General features: G+C 71.6%; 13 protein-coding genes. 5 read left to right on the top strand and 8 right to left on the bottom strand.

Translation table 11 applies throughout. From position 1 onward, the window contains the following. Positions 1–4: 4 nt before the first annotated feature. A complete protein-coding gene (locus ACIP60_RS12635; RefSeq protein WP_400682822.1) occupies positions 5–1540 on the bottom strand; it encodes a hypothetical protein in 1536 nt (511 codons plus the stop codon). A 257-nt stretch (positions 1541–1797) separates the two neighbouring features. Then, positions 1798–4629: a replicative DNA helicase gene (dnaB, locus tag ACIP60_RS12630; protein WP_400682819.1), complete on the bottom strand. Its 2832-nt coding sequence runs from the start codon at positions 4627–4629 to the stop codon at positions 1798–1800. Between the two features lie 459 nt (positions 4630–5088). Between dnaB and ACIP60_RS12625 the strand changes: the two genes are divergently transcribed. Further along, positions 5089–6438 (top strand): MATE family efflux transporter, encoded by a 1350-nt coding sequence (locus tag ACIP60_RS12625; protein ID WP_400682816.1) that lies wholly within the window; start codon positions 5089–5091, stop codon positions 6436–6438. Between the two features lie 137 nt (positions 6439–6575). On the opposite strand, the gene rplI is transcribed toward ACIP60_RS12625, so the two are convergent. From rplI to rpsF, 4 genes are all read right to left on the bottom strand, one after another. After that, positions 6576–7022 (bottom strand): 50S ribosomal protein L9, encoded by a 447-nt coding sequence (gene rplI / locus ACIP60_RS12620; RefSeq protein ID WP_400682813.1) that lies wholly within the window; start codon positions 7020–7022, stop codon positions 6576–6578. A 17-nt stretch (positions 7023–7039) separates the two neighbouring features. Next, complete coding sequence (gene rpsR / locus ACIP60_RS12615) at positions 7040–7276, bottom strand: 30S ribosomal protein S18 (protein WP_033214207.1); 237 nt, start codon at positions 7274–7276, stop codon at positions 7040–7042. A gap of 67 nt (positions 7277–7343) precedes the next feature. Next, entirely contained in the window at positions 7344–7940 is a 597-nt protein-coding gene (locus tag ACIP60_RS12610) for a single-stranded DNA-binding protein (protein ID WP_400682809.1), read from the bottom strand. A gap of 101 nt (positions 7941–8041) precedes the next feature. Beyond that, positions 8042–8332, bottom strand: coding sequence for a 30S ribosomal protein S6 (gene rpsF / locus ACIP60_RS12605; protein WP_030457607.1), 291 nt, complete (start codon positions 8330–8332; stop codon positions 8042–8044). A 236-nt stretch (positions 8333–8568) separates the two neighbouring features. Here rpsF and ACIP60_RS12600 point away from each other — a divergent pair, with 236 nt between their 5' ends. The 3 genes from ACIP60_RS12600 to ACIP60_RS12590 all read left to right on the top strand — a co-directional run bounded on the left by ACIP60_RS12600 (position 8569) and on the right by ACIP60_RS12590 (position 11336). Next, positions 8569–8886 (top strand): hypothetical protein, encoded by a 318-nt coding sequence (locus tag ACIP60_RS12600; protein ID WP_100837242.1) that lies wholly within the window; start codon positions 8569–8571, stop codon positions 8884–8886. A 189-nt stretch (positions 8887–9075) separates the two neighbouring features. Further along, entirely contained in the window at positions 9076–10194 is a 1119-nt protein-coding gene (locus ACIP60_RS12595) for a lipid II:glycine glycyltransferase FemX (protein WP_400682806.1), read from the top strand. 110 nt (positions 10195–10304) lie between these two features. Continuing rightward, positions 10305–11336, top strand: a complete 1032-nt coding sequence (locus ACIP60_RS12590; RefSeq protein WP_400682803.1) for an alanine racemase — start codon at positions 10305–10307, stop codon at positions 11334–11336. A 139-nt stretch (positions 11337–11475) separates the two neighbouring features. Here ACIP60_RS12590 and ACIP60_RS12585 read toward each other — a convergent pair whose 3' ends face one another. Both ACIP60_RS12585 and ACIP60_RS12580 read right to left on the bottom strand, forming a co-directional pair. After that, positions 11476–13038, bottom strand: coding sequence for a glycosyltransferase family 87 protein (locus tag ACIP60_RS12585; protein ID WP_400682801.1), 1563 nt, complete (start codon positions 13036–13038; stop codon positions 11476–11478). Positions 13039–13144: 106 nt separating this feature from the next. Continuing rightward, on the bottom strand, positions 13145–15892 hold the full coding sequence (locus ACIP60_RS12580; RefSeq protein WP_400682799.1) for a transglycosylase domain-containing protein: 2748 nt from the start codon (positions 15890–15892) through the stop codon (positions 13145–13147). Between the two features lie 296 nt (positions 15893–16188). On the opposite strand from ACIP60_RS12580, the gene ACIP60_RS12575 reads away from it, so the two are divergent. Next, positions 16189–16851, top strand: a complete 663-nt coding sequence (locus ACIP60_RS12575; RefSeq protein WP_400682796.1) for a helix-turn-helix transcriptional regulator — start codon at positions 16189–16191, stop codon at positions 16849–16851. Positions 16852–16907: the final 56 nt, after the last annotated feature.

The raw sequence follows: 16907 nt of genomic DNA, 5'->3' as shown, positions 1-16907 counted from the left end.
GGGATCAGTTCTTGCTGTAGAAGCCGAACATGTCGACGATCAGGTCGGTCTGCGAGTAGGCGACGTTCCAGAAGTCGACCAGCCCGGTGCTGCCGACGCTCGCCTGCACCAGGTTCGGGACGGTCTGCCCGGCCTTCCAGTTCAGGGACGAGGAGTTCGGCACCGACGGCCAGCTGAAGTAACCGCCCTCGTAGGCCGCGATGGTGTTCGGGTCCTGCGCGACCGACAGGTGGCCGTCGCCGCGGGTGTTGGTGACGGTCGCGTTCAGCGCCCAGCCGGTGATGTTCGGGTCCCAGGAACCGAGGTCGAGCGGCATGTAGTCGTAGCCGTAGCTGGCGTTGTACGGGTAGAGCGGGCTCGACTGGCGGGTGTCCAGCAGGCGGTCGGGGTCCACCGGGACGTACGCGCTCTGGCTGTTCGGCGTGTAGTAGCCGACCACGTCCACGATCACGTCCGACGCCTTCCAGGCACCGTTCTGGACCTGGATCCTGCCGTCCGGGCCGACCGGCACGATCACCGAGTTGGCCACGGTCTGGCCGGCGGTGAAGTTGACGTTCGAGGCGGTGGGCAGGGACTGCCCGCTCGGGTACACCGTCAGGTGGCCGTCGCTGCCCGGGTTGGTGACGGTGACGTTCAGCGCCACGGCGGTGAACTTGTTGTCCGGCACCTGCGCGTTGGTCGGGATGGTCACCGGCACGGTGCCGTACGCGGCCACCTTGCCGCTGTTGCGGGTGTCCAGCAGGCGCTTCGGGTCGACCGGGGTGTAGCCGGAGGCCTGGCTCTGGGTGAAGTACCCGGTCACGTCGGCGATCAGGTCGACGCTGCCCCAGCCGCCGTTGTACAGGTCGACGTAGCCGTTGGCCCCGACCGGCGCGATCACCAGGTTCGGAACGGTCTGGCCCGGCAGGTAGTTGAGGTTCGACGTGGTCGGCCGGGCGTCGCCGTCCCCGTAGACCGTGACGTGGCCCTCGGTCCCCGGGTTGGTGACGGTGACGTTCAGCACCACCGCGGTGACCCCGGCCGGGATGGAGCCGTTGCCCGCGATCTTGATCTTCGCGGTGCCGTACGCCGGAACCTTGGCGCGCGGGGCGCCGGTGCCGTCCCGGGTGTCCAGCAGACGCGTCGGGCCGTACGCGGTGTACGAGTTGCCCGCGGTCGCGAGGCTGAGGTTGCCGCTGGCGGTGTTGCCGGAGCCGTCGGTCAGCGTGACGCTGATGGCGTAGGCGCCCAGCTGGTCGTAGACGTGCGTCTGGGTGACCTTGGCGGCCGAGTAGACCGCCACCGAGGTGCTCTTGCCGTCGCCCCAGTTGATGGTGGCGGTGAGCGGCCAGCTGTCGCTGGTGGCGGAGATGTCCAGGTCGATGCCGTGGGCGGACGACTGCACGGCGTGCAGCGAGGCGCCCAGCGAGTTGTTCGCGGCGGTCAGCGGACCGGCCTGCGACTGCGCGCCACGAGCCTGCGGCGCGGCGGACTTGCTACCCGAGACCGACCCGTCGAAGGTCTGGAAGTCGGGCTTCGGCGCCTGAGGCGCGGCGTGCACGCCGGCGGCCTTGGCGGAACGAGCGGGAGAGTCCGAGTCGGCAGCCACGGCCTGGCCCGGAACGAACGCGAGGCCGGCGGCAACAGCAGCGGCACCCGCGAGAAAACGGCGATAAGACACCGACACCCCGAAGAATAAAAGTGAAGATCCGATGAGAGGCTCGCTCAGCGTACAGATCCCACCCTGTTCGAACAATCTCCTTTTTCCCGTTCCCGCACGGGCTTTGGCGGTATGCGGACAAAAAATTCGACGGCCTGTCAGGTCACATCGCGAGTCATGTCGACAAAGCGGGAATAGTGTCCCTGGAAAGCGACGGTAATGGTCGCAGTTGGGCCGTTTCGGTGCTTTGCCACGATCAGGTCGGCTTCGCCGGCCCGCGGCGACTCCTTCTCGTACGCGTCCTCGCGGTGCAGCAGGATCACCATGTCGGCGTCCTGCTCGATCGAGCCGGACTCGCGCAGGTCGGAGACCATCGGCTTCTTGTCGGTGCGCTGCTCGGGGCCGCGGTTCAGCTGGGAGAGCGCGATCACCGGGAGCTCCAGCTCCTTCGCCAGCAGCTTCAGGTTCCGGGACATGTCCGAGACCTCCTGCTGCCGGCTCTCCGCCCGCCGCGACCCGCCGGACTGCATCAGCTGCAGGTAGTCGATCACCACCAGCCGCAGGTCGTTGCGCTGCTTGAGCCGCCGGCACTTGGCCCGGATCTCCATCATCGACAGGTTCGGCGAGTCGTCGATGTACAGCGGCGCCGCACTCACCTCGGGCATCCGCCGGGCCACCCGCGTCCAGTCGTCGTCCGTCATGTTCCCCGACCGCATGTGGTGCAGCGCCACCCGCGCCTCCGCCGACAGCAGGCGCATGGCGATCTCGTTGCGGCCCATTTCGAGCGAGAAGATCACGCTCGGCAGGTTGTTGTGGATCGAACAGGCCCGCGCGAAGTCCAGCGCGAGCGTGGAGTTGTGGGTGGGCACCATCGACCGGGTGGCCAGGTACAGGTGGTCGGGGTTGTCGACCTCGACGCACCGCACGGGGACGCTGTCGACCTCGCGGACGTCGACGACGTAGCGCTGCCGAAGCCTCGGGGTGGCCGGCCGCCGGCGCTCGGCGTGGACCGCCCGCTTGCGGGCGAGCCCGAAGACCTCGCCGGTCGGGGTGAAGGTGACGGTCCAGACCGTCGAGGACTCCTCGGAACGGCCGGCGACCCGCTTGGCGGCCAGGCCGCAGCGGTGGCCGAGACCGACGACCAGGTCCCGGAAACCCTCGGCGAGTTCGCGGCTGGTCACGGCGAACTGCACCGAGCCGGTGGCGTTGACCGTCCCGTCGGTGTCCAGCAGCCCGGCCAGCAGGGCCCGCCGCTGGGCGACCGACCCGCGCAGGTAGGCGGCCGGGATGTGCTTGTGCCCGAGCACGCCCAGCTCGCGCAGGGCGGTCAGCAGGCTGCCGTACCGCCGACTGCAGGAGTGGCACCGGGGCTCGGAGAACGGCGAGGAGCACGGGGCGCCGCAGTCCGTGCAGGTGGTCGGCGGGACGGGCGCGGAGACGAGCCTGGCCCGGCCGCCGCAGGAGCGCCCGCAGGTACGGACGTGGGCGAGCTCGGGGGTGAAGACCGTGCCGCAGACGACGCAGGCCCGTTCGAAGGTCTCCGGCTCCGCCACGTCGTAGCGCAGCGCGTAGGTCGGGGTGTCGCCGACCCGGCGGGCCGCCAGTCCGTCGGCGGCGAGGCGCTCCAGGACCTCCGGGTCGGTGGTGGTGATCCGGGCGGCATCGGTGTGGCCGTCGCCCAGCCAGGCGCCGAGGGCGTAGGGCGGGACGGGGAGGTCCCGCTCGGGCAGATCGAGCGGGGCGGTGTTGCGCACGGAGTGGTTGGCGCGGCCGTCCGCGGAGTCGCAGCGCAAGGTGGCGGCGATCTCCTTGGTGGTGACGACCCGTCCGTTCCCGCCGGAGCGGCGCACCGCGCGGGTGTCGGTCAGCCACTGGTGGTCGGCGTCGGCGATCACGCTGGTGCCGTCGTCGAAGCACACCTCGAAGCAGGGCCGGTCGAGCATCACCTCGGTGGCGGCGACCACCCGGGTGGGCCGTCCGTCGGCGTCGAGCAGCAGGTCTCCGACGGCGACCTCGCCCATGGTGGTCCAGCCGTCCGGAGTGGGCAGCGGGGTGTCCAGGGCGAGCGCCTTGCCCATGGCCGGGCGGGCCGCGATGACGATCATCTGGCCGGGGTGGAGGCCGTTGGTGAGCTGGTCGAAGTCGGCGAATCCGGTGGGGACGCCGGACATCTGGCCGGAGCGGGAGCCGATGGCCTCGATCTCGTCGAGGGCGCCTTCCATGATGTCGGCGAGGGGGGCGTAGTCCTCGTTGGTGCGCTGTTCGGTGACGGCGTAGATCTCGGCCTGGGCGGCGTTGACGATGTCGTCGACGTCGCCCTCGGCGGCGTAGCCCATGCCGGCGATGCGGGTGCCGGCCTCGACCAGGCGGCGCAGGACGGCGCGTTCGTGGACGATCTCGGCGTAGTACTCGGCGTTGGCCGCGGTGGGGACGGAGTTGACCAGGGTGTGCAGGTAGGAGGGGCCGCCGACGCGGGTGAGCTCGCCGCGCTTGGTGAGTTCGCCGGCCACGGTGATCGGGTCGGCGGGCTCGCCGCGGGCGTAGAGGTCGAGGATCGCGCCGTGGATGAGTTCGTGGGCGGGGCGGTAGTAGTCGGCGGGCTTGAGCACCTCGACGACGTCCGCGATGGCGTCCTTGGAGAGGAGCATGCCGCCGAGCACGGACTGTTCGGCCGCCAGGTCCTGCGGGGGGACGCGTTCGAAGCCCTCGCCGCCGAAGCCGCCCTCGCGGTCGCCGTCCCGGTCGCGGCGCTCGCCCTTGGCCGGGAAGCGGTCGCCGCCCTTGCCGCCGTCCCGCCGCTGGAAGCCGCCGCCGGACCCGCCCGAGCCGCCGGAGCCCTCGCGGCCGGCCGGGGCGCCGGAGCGGCGGGAGACCGGGAGGCGGTCGCCCGGGACGTCGGGGAAGGCGTCCAGCGGGAAGGCGTCGTCGGACGGCTGCCAGTCGTCCTCCGGCGGCGGGGCGTCGTGGTCTTCGTACTGGGGGCCGGTCACGCGTGTTCCCCGATCAGCGAGCGGTGCGAGTTGGTGCGGGCCTGTCCGGTGGGGCGCGTTCCTTCCTACGCCACCGAGCCGACAGTTCCGGCCGTGTGCGGGCGGTGTCGCGCGGCCACCGGGGTCTGGTCCGGAGCCACGGTACGGGGGGTCGGGCGGTTGTTCAAAGGCGGTTATCCACAGGGGGTGTGGATAACCGCCCGCAGGCTGTGGGTAACTCCGCCAAAGCTGTGCACAACCCTGTGGACACCACTGTGGATAACCACACGATCACCCTGGTGAGACATCGCTGACCTGCGGTGACTCTCCGCACAGCCTGTGCATGAGAAATTCTTCACACACCCGGGGCCCGAGCCGGGGTCCTGTTCGAGGGACCGTTCGAACCCGGGTCCGTCCACAGGAGAAGTAAGTGTCACAGGACACTTACAGCCATTACCTGTGGATGAGTAGGCTGAGCCCATGCCCGTCAGACCGCCCACGGCCAGTCCGCCCGCCGCCGACCGCCGCCGCCACGACCGGGAGATCCTCGCCCTGGCCGTCCCCGCCTTCGGCGCCCTGGTCGCCGAACCGCTGTTCCTGATGGCCGACTCGGCGATCGTCGGCCACCTCGGCACCGCCCAGCTGGCGGGCCTGGGCGTCGCCTCGGCCGCGCTCACCACCGTCGTCGGCGTGTTCGCCTTCCTCGCGTACGCCACCACCGCCGCGGTGGCCCGCCGGATCGGGGCGGGCGACCGGCGGGCCGCCGTCCAGCAGGGCATCGACGGGATCTGGCTGGCGCTGGTCCTCTCGGCCGGCCTGGTGGTGCTCACCCTGCTGCTCGCCCCGCAGGCCGCCCGGCTGCTCGGCGCCTCCGCCACCGCCGAACCGCACGCCGTCACCTACCTGCGGATCAGCGCGCTCGGGGTGCCCGCGATGCTGCTGGTGCTGGCCGCCACCGGCGTGCTGCGCGGCTTCCAGGACACCCGCACCCCGCTGCTGGTGGCGATCGGCGGGTTCACCGCCAACCTGCTGCTCAACCTGGGCCTGGTGTACGGCGCCGGCCTCGGGGTGGCCGGCTCCGCCTGGGGCACCGTGATCGCGCAGAACGCGATGGCCGCGGTGTACGTGGCGGTGGTGGTCCGCGGCGCCCGCCGCGAGGGCGCGACGCTGCGGCCGGACGCCGCCGGCATCCGCGCCTCGGCCCGGGCGGGCGGCCCGCTGCTGGTGCGGACCCTGAGCCTGCGCGCGGTGCTGGTGCTGGCCACCGCGGTGGCCGCGCACCTGGGCGACGCCGAGGTGGCCGCCCACCAGATCACCATGACCGTCTGGTCCTTCGTGGCCTTCGCGCTGGACGCGGTGGCGATCGCCGGGCAGGCGATCATCGGCCGCTACCTGGGCGCCGGCGACCTGCCGGGCACCCGGGCCGCCACCCGGCGGATGGTCGAGTGGGGCCTCGGCGCGGGCGTGCTGTTCGGGCTGCTGATGGTGCTGGGCCGCCCGCTGTACGTCCCGCTGTTCAGCTCCGACCCGGCGGTGCAGGGGCAGCTGTCCACCGCCCTGCTGCTGGCCGCGCTGACCCAGCCGGTGGGCGGGCTGGTGTTCGTCCTGGACGGGGTGCTGATGGGCGCGGGCGACGGCCGCTACCTGGCGCGGGCGATGCTGGTCACCCTGCTGCTGTTCGTCCCGGCGGCGCTGGCCGTCCCGGCGCTGGGCCTGGGGCTGGCCGGGCTGTGGTGGGCGATGAACCTGTTCATGCTGAGCCGGGCCGCGTTCCTGGCCGGTCGGGTGCGCACCGGCCGCTGGATGGTCACCGGCGCGGTCCGGGCCTGAGGACGGCACCGGGGACCGGGCGCGGCAACGGCCCCGGAACGGCCGGAGGGCCGGACCCCGTGGAACGGGGTCCGGCCCTCCGGGTGCCTCGCGGCGTGCCCTGCGGCACGGACGCTACGGCACCGCTACGACTGCGTTCAGGCGGCGACGACGTTGACGTCGAGGTTGGCCTGGACGTCACCGTGCAGCTTGACCGAGACCTTGTGGGTGCCCACGGTCTTGATCGGCGAGGCGATCGCGACGGCGCGCTTGTCCACGGCCGGGCCGCTGGCGGCCTTGATGGCCTCCACGACGTCGGCCTGGGTCACGGAGCCGAACAGGCGGCCGGCCTCGCCGGAGCGAACGGCCAGCTTGACCTGCAGGCCCTCGAGCTTGGCCTTGACCTCGTTGGCGGCGTCGAGGGTCTGGATGGCGTGGATCTTCCGGGCGCGACGGATGGCGTCGACGTCCTTCTGACCGCCCTTGGTCCAGCGGATGGCGAAGCCGCGCGGGACCAGGAAGTTACGGGCGTAGCCGTCCTTGACCTCGACGATCTCGCCGGCGCTGCCGAGGCCGGGGACCTCGTGAGTGAGGATGATCTTCATTCTTCGGTCACCCTCTCTTAGCGCGCGGTGGAGGTGTAGGGCAGCAGGGCCATCTCACGGCTGTTCTTCACGGCCGTGGCGACGTCACGCTGGTGCTGGGTGCAGTTGCCGGTGACCCGGCGGGCACGGATCTTGCCGCGGTCGGAAATGAACTTCCGCAGCAGGTTCGTGTCCTTGTAGTCCACGTACGTGGCCTTGTCCTTGCAGAAGACGCAAACCTTCTTCTTCGGCTTGCGAGCAGGCGGCTTCGCCATTGTGTGCTCCGTTAGGTACGAGATCTGTCAGCGTCGGCGGGCCCGCGGGGGGCCCGCCGAGCACCGCTTAGAACGGGGGTTCTTCCGAGTAGCCGCCGCCGGAGTTTCCACCCCAGCCGCCGCCGCCCTGGTTGGACGCGGGGGCGCTGGACGCCCACGGGTCGTCGGACGGGCCGCCCTGGCTGCCGCCGCCGGGGTTTCCGCCCCAGCTGCCGCCGCCCTGGTTGCCGCCGCCGAAGCCGCCGCCACCCTGCTGGCCGCCGCCGAAGCCGCCGCCGCCACCGCCCGGACCGCCGGTCCGGTTGGCGCGGGTGACCTTGGCGGTCGCCGAGCGCAGGCTCGGGCCGACCTCATCGACCTCGACCTCGAAGACCGTCCGCTTCTCGCCTTCCTTGGTCTCGTAAGACCGCTGGCGCAGTCGGCCCTGCACGATCACGCGCATGCCGCGCTGCAGCGACTCGGCCACGTTCTCCGCCGGCTGACGCCAGACGTTGCACGTGAGGAAGAGGCTCTCGCCGTCCTTCCACTCGTTGGTCTGGCGGTCGAAGGTGCGCGGGGTGGACGCGATGCGGAACTTGGCCACCGCGGCACCCGACGGGGTGAAGCGCAGCTCGGGGTCGTCGACGAGGTTGCCGACGAGGGTGATGACGGTCTCGCCTGCCATGTGGTGATGACCTCTCGGAAAGGAGTTCTGCGGTGCTCGTCAGCGGTGTTCCACGTGGAACACCGGACGTGAGCCCTCCGGCGCGGACGCCGGAAGCGGGCTCAGTGGGTGTCCGGGCGCAGGACCTTGGTCCGCAGAACCGACTCGCTCAGGCTGAACTGGCGGTCGAGCTCCTTGACGACCTCGGGCGTGGCCTTGAGGTCGATGACCGAGTAGATGCCCTCGGACTGCTTGTTGATCTCGTACGCCAGGCGACGACGGCCCCAGGTGTCGACCTTCTCCACCTTGCCGCCGCTGGTGCGGACGACGTTGAGGAAGCTCTCGATCAGGGGGGAGACAGCGCGTTCCTCGACCGAGGGGTCGAGGATGACCATCACCTCGTAGTGACGCATGTGTAACCCACCTCCTTTGGACTCAACGGCCACGGCATTTCCGTGGCAGGAGGGTTGTGCGCGTCGGCACCGGTGGATCCGGGCATGCGAACACGCCCCTACACCAGTGCAGAGGGGCCAGCCTACCGGGTCAGCCGACCGGCGGACAAAACAGTTGGCCGCCGCGGTTGTCACTTCGGTCACATCGGCCGCAATCTGGACAGAACGAACGTTCCCTCTCCCGGGAGGTGGGTCCCATGGCACAGGCCGTCCCCAGGCCGCAGCACCGGTCGCAGTTCACCCTCAACACCGACGGACACCCGCACCCGCGGGAGAACGCCCTGGTCGGCGTGACCGTCCTGCTCGGGGTGATCGCCTTCGTCACCTCGTTCTTCCACCACCTGCACCTCCTGACCTCGTGGACCGGCCTGTTCGGGGTGCTCACCGGACTGGCCGGGCTGTTCCTCTCGGTGACCACCGCCGAGCGCTTCGCGGTCGTCATCGGCACCGGCGCGGCGGCGTTCGGCCTCTTCCTCGGCGTGGCGCACGGCGGCCTGTTCGGGGGCGTGTGGTGATCTCCCCCCGGCGCGGGGCGGGCTGAGTCCGCCTCCCTCCACTGGGCCTCCGATGCCCTCCCGGCGTAGTACCTGTATCAGCGGGTGCCGCCGGGAGGGCATCATCATGTCGGGTCGGTTCCCGGTCGAATCGGACCATTCGGACGATAGGGTCACCATGGGGGGATCCGACGAGGAGGAGCACGGAGCATGAGCCTGCGGCTGCGGACGATCACACGCGAGGAACACCTGGCCTTCGTGCAGAGCCGGCCCTCGGCCAGCCACATGCAGGTGCCCTCCTGGGCGGACGTGAAGGCGGAGTGGCGCGCGGAGAGCCTGGGCTGGTTCGACGCCTCCGGCGAGCTGGTCGGCGCCGGGCTGGTCCTCTACCGCCAGCTGCCCAAGGTGAAGCGGTACCTGGCCTACCTGCCGGAGGGGCCGGTGATCGACTGGTTCGACCAGGACCTCGACCGCTGGCTCAAGCCGATGCTGGCGCACCTGAAGTCGCAGGGCGCCTTCTCGGTGAAGATGGGCCCGCCGGTGGTGGTGCGCCGCTGGGAGGCGCCCACCATCAAGGAGGCGATCGCCGGCGACCGGGCCAAGCGGCTGCGCGACGTCGAGCCGGACTTCACCGAGCCCCGCGCCCTGGAGGCCGCCGAACGGCTGCGCCGCTCCGGCTGGCTGCAGGGCGAGGACGGCGGCGCCGGCTTCGGCGACGTCCAGCCCCGGTACGTCTTCCAGGTGCCGCTGGGCGGCCGCTCGCTGGACGACGTCCAGCGCGGCTTCAACCAGCTGTGGCGGCGCAACATCAAGAAGGCCGAGAAGAGCGGCGTCGAGGTGGTCCAGGGCGGCTACGAGGACCTCGCGGTCTTCCACAAGCTGTACGTGGTCACCGCCGAGCGGGACCACTTCACGCCCCGGCCGCTCTCCTACTTCCAGCGGATGTGGCAGTCCCTCACCGCCGAGGACCCGAACCGGATGCGGCTCTACCTCGCCTACCACGAGGGCGAGCCGCTGGCCGCCACCACGATGCTGGTGGTCGGCGAGCACGTCTGGTACTCCTACGGCGCCTCGGCCGACCACAAGCGCGAGGTCAAGCCGTCCAACGCCATCCAGTGGCGGATGATCCGGGACTCCTACGCGCTCGGCGCGAGCGTCTACGACCTGCGCGGGATCAGCGACACCCTGGACGAGGACGACCCGCTGTTCGGGCTGATCCAGTTCAAGGTCGGCACCGGCGGCCAGGCCGCGGAGTACCTCGGCGAGTGGGACTTCCCGCTCAACAAGCTCCTGCACAAGGCGCTCGACCTCTACATGTCGCGCCGCTGAGCCGGACGGCCGGGCCGGCGGACCGCCGCCCGCCGACCCGCCGCCTGCCGGTCGCCGGTCGCCGGTCGCCCGCCGGTGCGCCACCCGAAGAACACCACGGAGAGAACGCGATGACCCTGACGATGTACGTGGACACCGGCCGCTGGCGGGCGCACCAGCGCGGCCTGCTGGCCGAGTTCGACGGGCTCGTCCCGGTCGCCAAGGGCAACGGCTACGGCTTCGGCAACACCCGGCTGGCCGCCGAGGCCGCCCGGCTGGGCGTGCCGACGCTGGCGGTGGGCACCACGGACGAGGCGGCGGCGGTGGCCGGCGACTTCCCCGGCGACCTGCTGGTGCTCACCCCCTACCGGGCGGGCGAGCCCGAGGTCGAGCTGCCCGCCGGGCGGGTGGTGCGCACCGTCGCGCACCCCGAGGCGCTGGCCGCGCTGCCCGGGGGGACCAGGGTGGTGATCGAGTGCATGACCTCGATGCGGCGGCACGGCGTCGCGGCCGGTGAGCTGTCCCGGCTGCCGGTGGGGCACCTGGCGGTGGAGGGCTTCGCGCTGCACCTGCCGCTGGACCGGCCGGACGGCAGCGACCCGGTGGACGAGGTGTCCGGCCTGGTCCGGGCGATCGACGGGGCCGGGCTGCCCGCCGACACCGTCTACCTCAGCCACCTGTCCGCCGCGGACGGGCCGCGGCTGGCCGAGCGGCACCCCGGCACCGCTTTCCGCTCCCGGATCGGCACCCGGCTCTGGCTCGGCGAGGTGGAGGCGCTCTCCTCCCGGGCCACCGTCCTGGACGTCACCCCGGTCTCCCGCGGCGAGCGCTACGGCTACCGGCAGCACAAGGCCCCCTCCGACGGCCACCTGCTGGTCGCCACCGGCGGCACAGCGCACGGCGTCGGCCTGGAGGCCCCCAAGTACGTGCACGGGGTGCTGCCCCGGGCCAAGGGGCTGGCCCGGGCCGGTCTGGCCACCGTCAACCGGACGCTGTCGCCGTACTCCTGGCAGGGCAAGCAGCTGTGGTTCGCCGAGCCGCCGCACATGCAGGTGTCGATCCTGTTCCTGCCCGGCGAGCTCAAGCCGCCCGCGATCGGCGACGAGCTGTCCCTGACCGTCCGGCACACCACCACCCACTTCGACCGGGTGGTCGAGCGCTGAGCCCGCCGCCCCCGGGGCCCGGCCGAACGCCGGAGCCCCGCCCGCCGTGACGGCGGGCGGGGCTCCAGGGCTCCGGGGCTCCGGGGCCGGGCGGCCTCCCGGAGGACTCACCGGGCCGCCTCCCGGGTCACCTTCCGGGTCACCTCTCGGGCCGGGGCTCCGCGCCGAGCTCGACGACCGGTTCCGGGTCCTTGCTCAGCCAGTCCGAGCGCGGCGCGTACGCGGCGTAGCTCTCCTCCTCGCGCAGGCCGCGGGCGGTGCCGAGCACGAACCGGTCCGGGGCGCCGTCCAGCACGCCGCCCGACGGGTCGTCGCTGCCGTCCCAGCGGACCGGGTCGTGCTCCGGGCGGAGGATGTCGCGGACCACCAGGTAGCAGAGGTACAGGGTGCCGACCAGGTGCAGGGCGATGGCGAAGTGGTACCACTCCTGGTCGATGCCGTGGTGCTTGCCGTCGCCGTTGTAGGCCAGGAACGACCAGACGCCGAGGAAGTACAGCACCTCGCAGGCCTGCCAGAGCAGGAAGTCGCGCCAGCGCGGCCGGGCCAGCACCGCCAGCGGGATCAGCCAGAGCACGTACTGCGGCGAGTACACCTTGTTGGTCAGCACGAAGGCCGCCACCACCAGGAAGGCCAGCTGGGCGAAGCGCGGGCGGCGCGGGGCGCTGATCGCCAGCCAGCCGACCGCCAGGCAGCTCAGCACCAGCAGGACGGCGATCCAGGTGTTCAGGGTCTCCAGGTTCCGGCCCTTGCGGATGCCCTGCATCAGGATCAGCCAGAACGAGCCGTAGTCCTCCCGGCGGGTCTGGCTGAAGCTGTAGAAGGTCAGCCAGCCCTTCCAGTTGGCCAGCATGATCGGCAGGTTGACCACCAGCCAGGCCCCGGCCGCGCCGCCGAACGCCTGGCCGAACTCCTTCCACCGGCCGGCCCGCAGGCAGAGCACCAGCAGCGGGCCGAGCAGCAGCACCGGGTAGAGCTTGGCGGCGGTCGCCAGGCCGATGAAGACGCCCGCCCAGACCGGCCGGGAGCCCGACCAGTAGGCCATCGCCACCGCGGCCAGGGCCACCGCCAGCAGGTCCCAGTTGATGGTGGCGTTCAGCGCCAGGGCCGGGGCCAGGGCGAACAGCAGCGCGTCCCACGGGCGGCGGCGCTGGGTGCGCGAGGTGGCGACCACCGCGACCACGGCGCAGATCATCAGCATCCCGGCGTTGACCATCCAGAACCACTGCTCACGGCTCATCAGGTCGCCGCTGTGGGTGGTCAGCCAGGCCGCGACCTGCATGAACAGGCCGGTCAGCACCGGGTACTCCAGGTACTGCATGTCCGGCGAGCCCTGCGGGATCGGGTCCAGGTACGGGTGCAGCCCGTCGGCGAAGCCGCGGCCGGAGAACAGGTGCGGGATGTCGCTGTAACAGGCCTTCGTGTACTGGGTGGTGGCGCCGTGGAACCAGCCGTCGTTGTAGCACGGGGCCTTCTGGAACAGGCCCAGCACGTAGACCGCGATCACCGCCAGCGCGAGGAACTTGGCCGGCGTCCACCAGGACACCCCCAGCAGCGCCCGCCGCCCGGGCGGGCCGCCGAACAGCTCGCTGCCGGCCTCCGCGACCGGGTCCTCGTCCGCGGGCACCACCACGGTGTTGGGCAGCGGACCGTCGGCCTGCGCGGGGCCGGGCGGCGAGGTCTCGTCACGAAGGCTGGAGGTCATGGCCGACATACTGCCGCACCGTTCCGCGCAATCGAAGAGGGGCACGGGATCGCCCTCGCGATCCGTGCCCCTCTGCGGTGTTTGTGCCGGGGTTCCGGCGGGCGGCTCAGCCGGTGCCGGTGCCCGGGCCGCCGTTGCGGCCGCTGGTGGTGCCGGTGGTGGTGCCGGTCCCGCCCGCTCCGTTGCCGCCGTTGCCGCCGTTGCCGCCGGTGCCGGTGCCGCCGGCCGCTCCGGAGCTCGGCGAGGAGCTGGGGCAGAAGCCGAGCAGGCAGTCCGGGCTGGAACTCGCGCTGGAGCTGGGCTTGCCGGACGGCCGGCCGGTCGGGCGCTGGCTCTCGGTCGGCGACGGGTCGGCGGTCTCGGTGGGCACCTCGGCGGTGGGGCTGGTCTCCGTCGACGGGGAGGTCGAGGGCGAGGCCGAGGCCGAGGCGGTGGCCGGGGCGCCGGAGGAGTCGACCTCCTGGCCCCAGGGGGCCGGGGCGGTGAAGCTCCGCGGGTTGCCCGGGCCGATGATCTTCATGTAGCGGGTGAAGATCTCGGTCGGGAAGTCACCACCGTGGATCTCGCTCTTGCCGCCGGTGCCGTCCAGCGACTCCAGGCCGGTCTGCTTGGCCACGTCCTCGCGCCACATGCTGACCGCGGTGGTCAGGCTCGGGGTGTAGCCGATCCACCAGGCCGACTTGCTCTTGTCGGAGGTGCCGGTCTTGCCGGCCACCGGGAAGCCCAGCTCCGCGGTCTTGCTGCCGGTGCCGTTCTTCGCCACGTTCTGCAGCACGTCGGTGATGTTGTCGGCGACCGCCGGCTCGATCACCGTCTTCAGCACCGGCTTGTCGAAGTTCGGCAGGTCCTTGCCGCGGAACTGCACGCCGGTCACCGAGTACGGGTCGGCCTGCTGGCCGTGCGCCGGGAAGACCGAGTAGGCCGCGGCCATCCGGATCGCGCTCGGCGTCGAGGTGCCCAGCGGGAGGGTCAGCGTGTTGGCCGGCGACAGGGTCTTGTCGTCGTGCAGGCCGAACTTGATCGCCATCGCCCGGACCTTGTCGCCGCCGACGTCCTGGCCGAGCTGGACGAACGGCACGTTGTACGACCACTGCATGGCCGTCCGCAGCGTCACGTAGCCCTTCTTGCCCGGGTCGCTGTTGCGCTGGTGGTAGGGCTGGCCGTCGTCGCCGATCGCCTTGCTGCCGTCGGCGCGGTAGATCTGCGCCAGGTCGTCGGCCAGGTAGCGGGAGTCCGGGTTGATCTTGGCGGGCTTGCCGTCCGGGCCGTTCTTGGTGAGGACGCCCTCCTGCATCGCGGTGGCCAGCACGATCGGCTTGAAGGTCGAGCCGACCGGGACGCCGGCCGCGTCGGCGTTGTTGGTGAAGTGGCCGTTCTCGACGCCCGGGCCGCCGTAGATGGCCACGATCGCGCCGTCACCGGGCACCACCGAGGCCGCGCCGATCTGGACGTTGCGGTCCAGCTCCTTGTTGGCCGGGTCCAGCCGGGCCGACTCGAAGTCGTCCACGGCCTTCTTCAGGGCGTCGACCTTGTCCTTCTGGAAGGTGGTGTGGATCTGGTAGCCGCCGCGGTCGAGGGCCGCCGTGGTGATGTCCGGGTCCTTGTTGGTGACGTACTGCTTGGCGGTCTCGACCAGGTAGGAGACCTCGCCGGTGGTCTTGGTGGCGGTCTTCGCGTCGATCGGCTCGGGGAAGTCCTTGCACTTGGCCCGGTCGTCCGCGGACAGCGCCTTGGTGGTCACCATCCGGTCCAGGATCCAGTTCCAGCGCTCCACCATGCGCTCGTGGTTGGCCGCGCTCAGGCTCGGGTCGTACAGGCCCGCGCCCTTCAGCAGGCCCGCCAGCATGGCGCCCTGGCAGACGTCGATCTTGCTGGCGTCCACGCCGTAGTACGCCTGCGCGGCCGCCTGGATGCCGGTCGCGCCGCGGCCGAACCAGCTGGTGTTCAGGTAGCCGGTGAGGATCTGGTCCTTGCTCTTCTCGCCGTTGACCTTCAGGGTGATGAAGAATTCCTTGGCCTTGCGGGAGAGCGTCTGGTCCTGCGACAGGTAGACGTTCTTCACGTACTGCTGGGTGATGGTCGAACCGCCCTGGGTCTCGCCGCCGGTGGCCATCTTGTAGACGGCGCGGGCGATGCCCTTCGGGTCGATGCCGGAGTCGGTGCGGAAGGTGTCGTTCTCCGCCGCTATGACCGCGTCCTGGGCCGGGCGGCTGATCTGCGAGAGCTCGACCAGCTGCTGGTTCTCGTTGCCGGTGCGGGCCATCTCGGTGCCGTCGGCCCAGTAGAAGATGTTGCTCTGGATCTGCAGCGGGGTCTTCTCGTCCGGCACCTGGACCAGCGCGTACGCGGCGCCGACCGCGGCCACGCCGCCGCCGAAGAAGACCAGGAACAGGGTCAGCACCTGCTTCCAGGACGGCAGCCAGCGCCGCAGGCCCGACTTGCCGGACCGCGGGTAGTCGATCAGCCGCTTCTTGCCCGGCCGACCGCCCCGACCGGCGCCGCGGCCACCGGGCGGCCCGCCCGCGCTGCCGGCACCGCCGCCGCCCTTGCGGGACTGCTTGCGCATCTCCGCCCGGGTCGGCCGGGGCTGCTCCGCGGTCTCCCGCGCGGCGCGCCGACCGCCCTGGCCGGGGACCTGCCCGGGCCCGGGGCGCCCGGGGGCGCCGGAACGGTTCGGCCCGGCCGCCCGCCCCGGGGCCGCGGCCCGTCCGGGACCGCCCGCGGGGCCGCCCCGCCCGTACTCGGGTGCGCCCTCGACCGGGTGGCCGTACGCGTACGGCCGTTCGGAGTCCGACCGCCGCGGCGGCGGTTGCTCGCCCCCGGGGTTGGCCGACCTGCGCCGGTGTTCGCTCATCTCTCCGCAGCTCCTCGGTCAGGGTGCACAGGCGAAAGAGTACGGCGCTCCGAAAGCCACCTAATCGGGCATTGGAAGCCAACCCGGACGAACCGACCGCGATTCATTACACGCCCGTTGCCCAGCGGCCTTGTGATCCCAGTTACGCGTGCCCCTCTTGCTCCTTCCGTGACCCAGGGTTACTGTTGCCGATATATCGAGCCGATACATCGGCGCGACACATCGGTTCGGCATACACTGCCGGACCGGGGCCCGCATCCGGCGAGCAGGAACCCTCACGGAAGGAGGAAGGCGGCATGAGCCGACGCTCCGGCGTCCTCGAATTCGCCGTCCTCGGCCTGCTCCACGACGCGCCCATGCACGGGTACGAGCTGCGCAAGCGGCTCAACGTCCTGCTGGGCTCGTTCCGGGCCTTCTCGTACGGAACGCTCTACCCCTGCCTGAAGAGCCTGGTCGCCCAGGGCTTCCTGGTGGAGGACAACCCGGACGTCGAGTACGTCCCGGCCACCGCGCTCAACGGCAAGCGGTCGAAGATCGTCTACCGGCTCTCCCCCGAGGGCAAGCAGCGCTTCGAGGAACTGCTCGCCGACACCGGGCCGGAGGCCTGGGAGGACGAGCACTTCGGTGTCCGGTTCGCGTTCTTCGGCCAGACCGACCGGGTGGTCCGGATGCGCGTGCTGGAAGGCCGCCGCAGCCGGCTGGAGGAGCGGCTGGAGCGGATGCGCAGCTCCGTCTCCCGCACCCGCGAGCGTTTCGACGACTACACCCTCGAACTCCAGCGCCACGGCCTGGAGTCCGTGGAACGCGAGGTCCGGTGGCTCAACGAGCTGATCGAGACCGAGCGGGCCACCAGAACCGGACGCAGTGCCGCGTCCCCGCACACTTCGGACGGCCGTGGTCCGGCCGACGGGTCCTCCGACCCGCCCGGGCCACCGTACGACCGCCCGGGGCGCTCCTGACCGGAGCGCTGCACCACCGCGCCGGCCCCGCCGCCCGCGGCGAGGCGTGGGCGCCC

The sequence above is a fragment of the Kitasatospora sp. NPDC088783 genome (genome assembly GCF_044750705.1).
Taxonomy (GTDB): Bacteria; Actinomycetota; Actinomycetes; order Streptomycetales; family Streptomycetaceae; genus Kitasatospora; species Kitasatospora fiedleri.
The sequence above is the reverse complement of the archived record's forward strand: the minus strand, read 5'-3'. Positions and strand labels throughout refer to the sequence as shown.

Bases quoted from the DNA above. Each gene is read 5' to 3' on its own strand.
- ACIP60_RS12580 (WP_400682799.1), bottom strand. From the start codon at position 15,892: ATGAGCGAACACCGGCGCAGGTCGGCCAACCCCGGGGGCGAGCAACCG.
- ACIP60_RS12610 (WP_400682809.1), bottom strand. From the start codon at position 7,940: ATGGCAGGCGAGACCGTCATCACCCTCGTCGGCAACCTCGTCGACGAC.
- ACIP60_RS12590 (WP_400682803.1), top strand. From the start codon at position 10,305: ATGACCCTGACGATGTACGTGGACACCGGCCGCTGGCGGGCGCACCAG.
- rplI (WP_400682813.1), bottom strand. From the start codon at position 7,022: ATGAAGATCATCCTCACTCACGAGGTCCCCGGCCTCGGCAGCGCCGGC.
- ACIP60_RS12595 (WP_400682806.1), top strand. From the start codon at position 9,076: ATGAGCCTGCGGCTGCGGACGATCACACGCGAGGAACACCTGGCCTTC.
- rpsR (WP_033214207.1), bottom strand. From the start codon at position 7,276: ATGGCGAAGCCGCCTGCTCGCAAGCCGAAGAAGAAGGTTTGCGTCTTC.
- ACIP60_RS12600 (WP_100837242.1), top strand. From the start codon at position 8,569: ATGGCACAGGCCGTCCCCAGGCCGCAGCACCGGTCGCAGTTCACCCTC.
- rpsF (WP_030457607.1), bottom strand. From the start codon at position 8,332: ATGCGTCACTACGAGGTGATGGTCATCCTCGACCCCTCGGTCGAGGAA.
- ACIP60_RS12575 (WP_400682796.1), top strand. From the start codon at position 16,189: ATGAGCCGACGCTCCGGCGTCCTCGAATTCGCCGTCCTCGGCCTGCTC.
- ACIP60_RS12625 (WP_400682816.1), top strand. From the start codon at position 5,089: ATGCCCGTCAGACCGCCCACGGCCAGTCCGCCCGCCGCCGACCGCCGC.
- ACIP60_RS12585 (WP_400682801.1), bottom strand. From the start codon at position 13,038: ATGACCTCCAGCCTTCGTGACGAGACCTCGCCGCCCGGCCCCGCGCAG.